The organism is Pseudomonas sp. PSB11 (genome assembly GCF_014596605.1).
In the GTDB taxonomy this organism is placed as follows: Bacteria; Pseudomonadota; Gammaproteobacteria; order Pseudomonadales; family Pseudomonadaceae; genus Aquipseudomonas; species Aquipseudomonas umsongensis.
In genome coordinates, this window is the sequence record NZ_NOIO01000001.1 from 627,623 (window position 1) to 636,979 (window position 9,357).

Annotated in this window: 8 protein-coding genes; 1 reads left to right on the top strand and 7 read right to left on the bottom strand. The window is 60.0% G+C overall.

The window, feature by feature from the left end; translation table 11 throughout:
* Positions 1-9 precede the first annotated feature (9 nt).
* From CGA21_RS02945 to CGA21_RS02975, 7 genes are all read right to left on the bottom strand, one after another.
* Positions 10-189, bottom strand: coding sequence for a hypothetical protein (locus tag CGA21_RS02945; RefSeq protein WP_179056978.1), 180 nt, complete (start codon positions 187-189; stop codon positions 10-12).
* Positions 186-1,316 (bottom strand): PepSY-associated TM helix domain-containing protein, encoded by a 1,131-nt coding sequence (locus CGA21_RS02950; RefSeq protein WP_110750462.1) that lies wholly within the window; start codon positions 1,314-1,316, stop codon positions 186-188. The genes CGA21_RS02945 and CGA21_RS02950 overlap by 4 nt, the downstream gene beginning before the upstream one ends.
* Before the next feature lie 72 nt (positions 1,317-1,388).
* Complete coding sequence (locus tag CGA21_RS02955; RefSeq protein WP_110750464.1) at positions 1,389-3,824, bottom strand: TonB-dependent siderophore receptor; 2,436 nt, start codon at positions 3,822-3,824, stop codon at positions 1,389-1,391.
* A 227-nt stretch (positions 3,825-4,051) separates the two neighbouring features.
* Positions 4,052-5,026: a FecR domain-containing protein gene (locus CGA21_RS02960; RefSeq protein WP_188263485.1), complete on the bottom strand. Its 975-nt coding sequence runs from the start codon at positions 5,024-5,026 to the stop codon at positions 4,052-4,054.
* Entirely contained in the window at positions 5,023-5,541 is a 519-nt protein-coding gene (locus CGA21_RS02965; RefSeq protein ID WP_110750468.1) for an RNA polymerase sigma factor, read from the bottom strand. The genes CGA21_RS02960 and CGA21_RS02965 overlap by 4 nt, the downstream gene beginning before the upstream one ends.
* Positions 5,542-5,748: 207 nt before the next feature.
* A complete protein-coding gene (locus CGA21_RS02970; protein WP_110750469.1) occupies positions 5,749-6,456 on the bottom strand; it encodes a PolC-type DNA polymerase III in 708 nt (235 codons plus the stop codon).
* Positions 6,457-6,466: 10 nt separating this feature from the next.
* Positions 6,467-8,401 carry a putative nucleotidyltransferase substrate binding domain-containing protein gene (locus CGA21_RS02975; protein WP_317451679.1) on the bottom strand — a complete coding sequence of 645 codons (1,935 nt, stop codon included), beginning with the start codon at positions 8,399-8,401 and terminating at the stop codon, positions 6,467-6,469.
* Between the two features lie 258 nt (positions 8,402-8,659).
* Between CGA21_RS02975 and CGA21_RS02980 the strand changes: the two genes are divergently transcribed.
* A complete protein-coding gene (locus CGA21_RS02980) occupies positions 8,660-9,106 on the top strand; it encodes a response regulator (RefSeq protein ID WP_188263486.1) in 447 nt (148 codons plus the stop codon).
* Positions 9,107-9,357 lie beyond the last annotated feature (251 nt).

Here is a 9,357-nt window from a genome sequence, read left to right on the forward strand (position 1 = left end):
GGATGCACGTTACCGGCGATGCAGGAGGCCGCGCAGGGCGAGGACGGCAGGGATGCCTAATCCAAGCCAGCTCAGGGCATCCCAAACGCCATCGCCGAGCAACGCGGCAAACAACCCGCCCGCGCTGAACAAGGCGATTACGGTCGGGGTGGCGAACACCTTCCAGAAACTCGACTGCCGGGGCCTCATGCCACGCTCTCCGCTTTTTCCAGTACGGGTTTCATCGCCTTGCGCCGCACCACCCACAGGTAAACGCCACTGCCAAGCACAATGATCGTCAGCACATCCAGGGTGGCCCAGAGGATTTGCATCGGCATGCCGCCGTAGTCACCGAAATGCAAAGGCTGCGACATGCCCATGGCGTCCATGTACCAGGGGCGCTCGGCCACGGCGGTGACTTCCAGGGTGCTGGCGTCGATCAGCACCGGTGTCAGCAAGTGCGAGGTCAGGTGCGTGCTGCCTTTCATGAACACCGCGTAATGGTGTTCGCTGGAGAACCGCGTGCCGGGGAAGGCAATGAAATCCGGTTGCATGCCGGGTGCGACTTCCTTGGCGATGTCGAGCAAACGTGTAGCCGGCGCCAGTTGCGTCAGCGGGGGCGCATCGCGATACGGCGCAACCATCGCGCTCAGGCTGTCGTGGCGCCACGCGGCAATCAACAGGTCGGCGCAGGCACTGATCACGCCGGTTACGCCGACCACCAGGGCCCAGGTCAGGGTCACCACGCCGATCAGGTTGTGCAGGTCGAGCCAGCGCAGGCGGGTGGATTTGTCCTGGCGCACGGTGGCGAATTTCAGGCGGCGCATGAACGGCAGGTACAGCACGGTGCCGGACACGATCGCGACGACGAACAGCAAACCCATGAACGCCAGCAACAATTTGCCCGGCAGCCCGGCGAACATGTCTACATGCAAGCGCAGCATGACCATCATGAAGCCGCCATTGGCCGACGGCATCTCCAGCGCTTCGCCGGTGCGGGTGTCGAGCATGAAGGTGTGGGACGAGTTCGGCTCGGTGCCGGCGGTGGCCGCCATGATCGCGATTGCGCCGTTGGGCTCATCTTCGTCGAAACCGAAATACTGCATGACGTCACCGGGACGATGCTTTTCAGCTGCCTGCACAAGCTGCTGCAGATTCAGTTGCTGCGTATCTGCCGGCATTTGCTTCAACTCGGCGGCATCGCCCAGCAAATGGTCGATCTCATGGTGAAAAATCAACGGCAGGCCAGTCAATGCCAGCATCAGCAGGAACACCGTGCAGATCAGGCTGGTCCAGGTGTGGACAAAGGACCAGCGGCGAATTGTTTTACTTTTCATTTCGTGGCCTCCAGAAATACCCAGGCCGTCCTCGAAGGACGGCCTGGGTACCGGGCGTGTCAAATCAAGTCGTTACCACTTGTAGTCAAGGCTGGCCATGACGTTGCGGCGGTCGCCGTAGTAGCAGTAGAAACCGTCACAGGTCGAGATGTATTCCTTGTCGAATACGTTGTTGGCATTGACGCTGACACTGACGCCCTTGAGTGCATTGTCCAGGCGGCCAAGGTCGTAATGAACGGCCGCGTCATAGACGGTATAGGCATCGCTGTGGCCGTCTGACGGATCGCGAACAAAGGCCATGCTGCCGATGGCGATGTTGTCGGTTTCGCCGATATAGCGCACACCAAAGCCGATTCCAAAGCCGTCCAGGAAACCGGTATGCCAGGTGTAGTCAGCCCATGCAGCGGCCTGGTTTTCCGGGGTCAGTGGCAGAGGGCGGTTTTTGTCCAGCGGATCGGTGACTTTGGTCATCTTGCTGTTGGCGTAGGTGTACGAAGCCGTCAGGTTCAGGTTTTCGTTGACGTTGCCGGTTGCCTCCAGCTCGAAGCCTCGGACTTTCGCTTCACCCAAAGGGCGAGACACGCCCAGGGTGTCGCTGAGTACGATGTCCTTGCGGGTCAGGTCATAGGCGGCGGCTGTGAACAGCATGTCGATGCCCGGTGGTTGGTACTTGAGTCCGATTTCATATTGCTTGCCGGTTCCGGGGCGGAATGCCTCGCCGTTGGCGCCACCCGCTTCTGCCTGGAAGGATTCGGCATAGGAGATGTAGGGAGTGAAGCCGGAGTCGAACACATAGCTGATGGCCGCGTTGCCGCTGAAGTGGGTGTCGTCGCGGGTGTCCTTGGCATTGTTCATGTTGTAGAACGTCGAATCCGTGTGCAGCCAGTCCTGACGACCGCCCAGGGTCAGGCGCCAGTTGTCGAGGGCCATCTGGTCCTGGACGTAGAGGCCTGTGTCATGGGTCTTCTGGTTGTAGTCATTGAACGCGGTGTATTGGACGTTACTGAAGTCCTGGCCGTAGATGGGGTGGGTGATGTTGCTGGTTGGCGCGTTGCCGAACAGCCATTTGTAGTTGGTGTTGACGCGTTGGTGATCCAGCCCCAGCAACAGTGTGTGCCTGATGGCAGCGGTGTCGAAATCGGCCTGGAAATTGTTATCCACGGCAAACTGGCTGAGGTCTTCGTCAACTACGTTGGCACCCCGGGACAGGGTGCCGTCGTCTTCGACCGAACCATAGAAACCGCCCGCGGTAATGCTCTGGAAGGACAGATCGCTCTTGGTATAGCGAAGGTTCTGACGGAACTGCCAAACGTCGTTCATCCGATGCTCAAAGGCATATCCCAACGCGTAATAGGTCTTGTCGTAGAACTCCCATTCCGGATCGCCAAGATTCTTGTGGAACTTCACTTCTCCAGCGGGCGAGGACAGTTTGGTGCCCTGTAGCGGAAGGAACTGGCTGGTGGTGCCGGTATCGTCACGGTTGTACTGGCTAAGGAAAGTGAGTTTGGTATCGGGATCGATGTTCCAGGTCAGGCTGGGAGCGATGTTGTAACGCTTGTCGTCGATGTGCTCGATGGTGGTGTTGCTATCGCGCACCACACCGCTGACACGGTACAAAAAACGCCCTTCGTCATCGACCGGACCGGTACTGTCGAAACTGATCTGCTTACGCTCATAGCTGCCAACTTGCAATTGCACTTCGTTGCTGGCCAACGCATCAGGGCGTCGGCTGACCATGTCGAGCAGGCCGCCAGGCGGTGTCTGGCCGTAAAGCGAGGAGGCAGGGCCGCGCAGCAGGGCTACTCGCTCCAGGTCCCAAGTCTCTATTTTCGGCATGGTGTAAGTGCCCTTTGGCAGCGGCAATCCATCGAGAAACTGAGTGGGCTCAAATCCACGAACTTTCAGCCACTCGGCACGGCTATCGCTGCCGTAGCTGCTGGCAATGACCCCGGGCATGTAGCGTACGGCGTCATCGAGATTCTGTACGGCGCGGTCTTGCATCTGCTCGCGGGTGGCAACAGAGATCGAGCGCGGTACTTCGGCCAGTGCCGTGTCGGTCTTGGTGCCGGCAGCGGTGCGCTTGGCCAGGTAGCCTTGCACCGGACCCCAGGCGTTTTCAGTCTCTGCTTCTACACCGATGACGCTGGTTGCCGGCAAAGCCATCACGCCCTCAGGCACGGCCACCAGGGTGTAGGTGCCGCCGCTTTGCTCCAGTTGCAGCTCGGTGCCGCGCAGGGCTTCGCGCAGGGCGCCGGCAGCGTCGAACTGGCCCTGGACCGGGGCCGAACGCTTGCCGGCGGCCAGCGACGGGTTCAACGACAACGCCAGGCCGGCCTGGCTGGCAATCTGGTTCAGGGTACTGGCCAGTGGTGCGGCCGGCAGGTTGTAGGCACGAACGCTGGACGCCTGCTCAGCGGCGACCAGTTGGCTGCTGGCCAAAGGCGTGCAAAGAGCAATGGCAAGCGCCAGCAAACCGGGGCGCAACAAGGCGTCTAACGAACGGGACATACGGCGGCTCCTGAAAGTGAATACTTCTCAATTGCCTAAGTACCGAACGAAAATCAAAAAGTGATAGGGCTGGATGGAAATAATTTAGATTCAGTCAATAAAGTTGGGTTTTGTGGCGGATCTGATGGCCTCATCGCGGGCAAGCCCGCTGCCACAGGTTCTGCACTGACCGGTAATTTTGTGACCGTGGCTTGCCCGCGAAGGCGGCTTCACTGACGCAGCACCTTTTAGGGCCTGGCCTCGGTCTTCGCCGCCACCGTCACCCACCATTGCGTACGATGCTCAATCTGCACCGGCAGCGTTGGCAACAGCGCGCTCAGGGCGAGGTCGGTGTTTTGCAACGGGAAGCTACCGGTGATCCGCAGGTCGGCCACTTCCGGCGCCACACCCAGTAGACCCGGGCGATAGCGACCGATTTCATGCACCAGATCTTCCAGTCGCGCGTTGTCCACCACCAGCATGCCGCGGGTCCAGGCATCGGCGCCGAGGTTGAGCGCGACAATCGGGCCCAGGCCGTCGCTGCGAATCAGCATTTGCTGGCCTTCGCGCAGGACCTGCTCCTCAGGACTTGATTGCGGATGGGCGGCCACCGCCGATTGCAACACGCTCAGGCGCGTACCTTGCTCTTCACGCTTGACCAGGAACCTTGTGCCCAAGGCGCGCATGCGGCCTTCGCGGGTTTCAACGATGAACGGCCGTGCGTCGCCGTGGCCGGTTTCGATCAGTATTTCGCCTTCCTGGAGGATGACCCGCCGCTGCTTGTCATCGAAGCGCACGTCCACGGCACTGTGGGTGTTGAGGTTGATCAGGGTGCCGTCGTCCAGGCGAATCGTGCGTTGTTCGCCGGTGGCGGTGCGCTGGTCGGCCAGCCAATAATCGATCGGCAGATAGCGCTCACCGGCGTATAGCGCCAGGCCGAACACCGCAACGATGCTGGCCAGGCCGCTGCCGAGCTTGCGCACCCGGCGGCGAATGCCTTCGCGCGATTGCAGCAGGGCGGTGCGGGCCGGGCCGCTGGCGACGCTGAAACGCTGGTCGAGCATGCCCAATTGACGCCAGGCGCGGGCATGTTCTTCGTGGGCGGCGTGCCATTTGGCGAACTCTTCGCGTTCCACAGGGCTGCCGGAGTCCAGGGACAGTTGCCAGGCGATGGCCGCGTCGAGCACCTGTGCCGACACCGGTTTGGAACTGACCGGGTTCATGTCGGCTCCCCGTACAAGGCGATGTAGCACTGACGGATGCCTTGGGCCAGGTACTGGCGCACTCGCGGCACCGATACACCAAGGCGCTCGGCGATTTGCGCGTGGCCGAGGCCATCGAGTCGATTGTAGAGGAACGCCGCGCGGGCCTTGCTCGACAGCTTGCCGAGCAGGCGATCGATGTTTTTCAGGTCTTCGAGGATCATTTGCTGTTCTTCCACCGACGGTTGTTCGGCTTCTGGAATCAGCATCAGTTCGGTGAGATAAGCCTGCTCCAGCGCGGCGCGGCGGAAGTAGTCGAACAGCAGCCCCTTGGCAATCGCCACCAGCAATGCCCGCGGCTCGCGCGGCTCTTTCAGTTCTTCGCGCCCGAGCAAGCGCACGAAAGTGTCCTGGCTCAGGTCCTCGGCCCGTTGCGGGCAGGCGACATTGCGCCGTAGCCAGGCCAGTAGCCAACCGCGGTGGTCGCGATATAGCGCACCGACGAGCTCACTTTGGGGGCTTGGAACTGACGACACGCAGCATCACCGATTGGGAAATATTAACTAACGAGAATTGTTCGCGATTGTGTCAGAGGCGGGGGAGTGAAAGCAATTGGCGTTGGTCGGGTAGGAGATTGTCGGATGACCCTGTAGGAGCTGCCGCAGGCTGCGATCTTTTGATTTTGATTTCCAAGATCAAAAGATCGCAGCCTGCGGCAGCTCCTACACGGAACGGCGTGACCGTTAGAAAGATGGCGTTTGCTGCCGCCGCTTCCACTGGTTCAACCGCTGTTGCAGGTTCAGCGGGCTGTGAATCTGCTGCTGTCGTGCGCGACTGAACAGGATCAGCGCCAGTTCGGCGGTCGCCAGGGCGTCGGCGCTGGCGTTATGGCGCTCGAAGACTTCCAGCTTGAACCAATCGATCCATTCGTCCAGGCCGGCCTCGCGGATATTGGCCTGCGGGCACAGCAGCGGGGCGATGTCCGCAACATCCATAAAGGGATGTTGCAACTTGTAGCCCAGGTGCTCTTTCAATGCGCGTCCGAGCATGTGCTGGTCAAAAGGCGCATGAAAGGCCAGCACCGGGCTGTCGCCGACAAACTCCATGAACTCGAGCAACGCCTCAGCCGGGTCACTGCCGGCGGCGATTGCACTGGGCCCCAAGCCGTGAATCAGCACACTGGGGCCGAGTTTGAGTTCGTCGCATTGCAAGGTGCGCTCGAACTGCCGGCTGAAATCGATCGCGCCATCCTCGATCACCACGGCGCCGATAGACAGTACCCGGTCCTTGTTCATGTTCAGTCCCGTGGTTTCCAGGTCGAGCACTACCCAGCGCTGTTCGCGCAGGCTGCATTCACTTAATCCCTGGACCACAGGCAGGCGTTGAAGGCGTTGTTGCAGGTCCGCGGACAAGCTCGGGCCGGCGGGGCGCAACCATGAAAAAAGGCTCATAGTTGGTAGCTCATAATTGGTATCGCAGGGACAGGCTGCTTTGCAGGCGTTGGGCCTGGCGCAGGGATTCGCGCAGGATGCGTCGATCCAGATGATTGAGGCTGTCGGGGTCGACCCGGTTGGAGTAAGGCAAATTCTCCCGGGTCTGTAGCTGATGTTGCTGCATGCGGGTTTGCTGGATGAAGTGATAGGCCTCTTCATACGCTGCGCCATCCAGTGGCTCGATGACCTCTTTGGCCACCAGTTGGCGAAAGCGCTCCAGGGTATTGTTCGCTTCGATGCCGTGGGCGAGGGCGAGTAACCGCGCCCCGTCGACAAAGGGGGTCAGGCCCTGGATCTTCAGGTCCAGCGTGGCTTTTTCGCCATTTTTACGCGCCAGCACGAACTCACGGAAACGTCCTACGGGCGGACGATTGCGCAACGCGTTTTCAGCCATCATGCGCTGGAACAGTCGGTTGTCGGCCACCTGGTCGAGAATCGCGCGGCGCAGTTGTTCGCAGCCTTGCTCGCTGCCCCAGACCACGCGCAAATCGAAATAGATGCTCGACCCCAACAGATTCTCCGGCGTGGCTTCGCGAATGAACGCACCAAATCGTCGGGCCCATTCGACCCGCGACAGGCAGAGTTCCGGGTTGCTGGCCATGATATTGCCTTTGCACAGCGTGAAACCGCAAAGCGCCAGGCTTTGGTTGATCTGATGGGCAATGGGCAGCAATTTCCCGCGAATCTCGGCGGCGTGGGCCGCGTCCCGCGCTTCGAACAGAATGCCGTTGTCTTGATCGGTGTGCAGTGTCTGTTCGCGGCGTCCTTCGCTGCCGAAACACAGCCAGCTGAACGGAATGCCCGGATCGCCTTTCTCAGCCAGGGTCAGCTCTATCACCCGGCACACGGTGTGGTCGTTGAGCAGGGTGATGATGTGGGTGATCTGGGTCGAAGACGCACCGTGGGCCAGCATGCGTTCCACCAGTTGACCAATTTCGCCACGCAGCAGCACCAGGTTTTCCACACGCTGGGCGCTGCGGATGGTGCGCGCCAGGTGAACCAGGTCGACCCGTTGCAGGGAAAACAGATCGCGTTCCGAGACCACACCGCACAGGCGCTGATCCTTGACCAGGCAGACATGGGCGATATGCCGCTCGGTCATCGCAATCGCGGCATCGAAGGCACTATGGTCTGGAGACAGGTAAAACGGCGACGGGGTCATGTGCCGCTCGATCGCCTCGCTGAAATCGCCGATGCCGTTGGCCACGACATGGCGCAAATCGCGCAGGGTGAAAATGCCCAGCGGCGCTTTATGTTCATTGACGATCACGATGCTGCCGACCTGCTGCTCGTGCATTTGGGTCACGGCTTCGCGCAAGGGTGTGGTTGGGGTGCATGTCACCGGATGGCGCATGGCCAATTCGCCCAGGCGGGTATTAAGCGAGTATTGGGTGCCGAGGGTTTCCACGGCTTTTTGCTGGACCTGTTGATTGACCTGATCCAGCAGGCTGCTAACGCCCCGTAAGGCAAAATCGCGAAAGATGCCGGAAATGGCGAACAACTTGATGAATGCAAGTTTGTTCAGCTGTAGGCAAAAGGTATCTTCGGCGGCCAGGTGTTCGGTGCGTGTCGCCCGCTCCCCCAGCAGCGCGGCGAGGGGGAAGCACTCGCCTGTGGTGATTTCGAAGGTGGTTTCGGTCCCGCCCTTGGCCGAGTGCGGACGCTCGCCGACCACCCGGCCTTGCTTGACGATGTAGAAGTGTTCAACCGGACCGTCCGCGGGCTTGATGATGCTCTCGCCGGGGGCGTAGAAACGCAGCTGGCATTGTTCTACCAGGTACGCCAGGTGGGCGTGTTCCATCTGGTTGAAGGGCGGGAAGCGTTGAAGAAATTGCAAAGTACCCTGGATGTTCTGCAACACCGCGGTTTTCCCTGCCTGTGTGAAGGCGTCCGCTTTACTCATAACCATTACCGCAGTCTTTTTGAATTGTTGTTGTCGGATGACTCATTCATGGTCCACCCCTACGGTCGGGGTGCCCATTGGACGTAAGTCTAGGTAGGACGCAGTTGTAATGCTGATACAGAAAAACCCTACGCAAATGTAGGAAAAACCTCACCTTGTCCCTCTTGGAAAATTTTCCGACGGAGTGCACATTGAAGGTCTGCTTAGCGATGTCTCACCACTGTGCTAGGGAATTGAATTGAACATGTAGAGAATGCCATGTCCGACCACGATATTTTGAGTGACGACGAGCGCCAGGCGCTCAGTGACGTCATGCTGGAACCTGACCTGCCGTCCCAGCGGGTGCTGATCGTCGACGACGACAAGGATGCCCGGGAGTTGCTCTCGGAGATTCTGGCAATGGACGGCATTCGTTGCTTGACGGCCGCCAGTGGCGAAACCGCACTCAAGATGCTGGAAGAGAAACCCTCGATTGGCCTGGTGATCACCGACCTGCGCATGGGACATGTCGATGGCCTGGAGCTGATCCGCCAAGTGCGCGAATCGGTGCGGGCGGCGATGCCGATCATCATCGTCTCCGGCGACGCCGACGTGAAGGACGCCATCGCCGCGATGCACCTGAGCGTGGTGGACTTCCTGCTCAAGCCCATTGATAGCGGCAAGTTGCTTGAGTTGGTCAAGCATGAGTTGGGGATGGAGCCTTAGCAGGGATTGTTCCCACGCTCTGCGTGGGAATGCAGCCCGGGACGCTCCGCGTCCCGTTAAGAGCCGAACGCGGAGCGTCCGTAGAGGCATTCCCACGCGGAGCGTGGGCACGATCAATTCGAAGTGTCTAGTCCTGAAATAGGTTTACATCTATTTCACCCAGCGCCCGATGCACCGCATCGGGCGTTTTGTATTTTAAAGACAGGTGCGGGCGCTCCTGGTTGTAGATCAAGATTGCCTCCCGCACCATC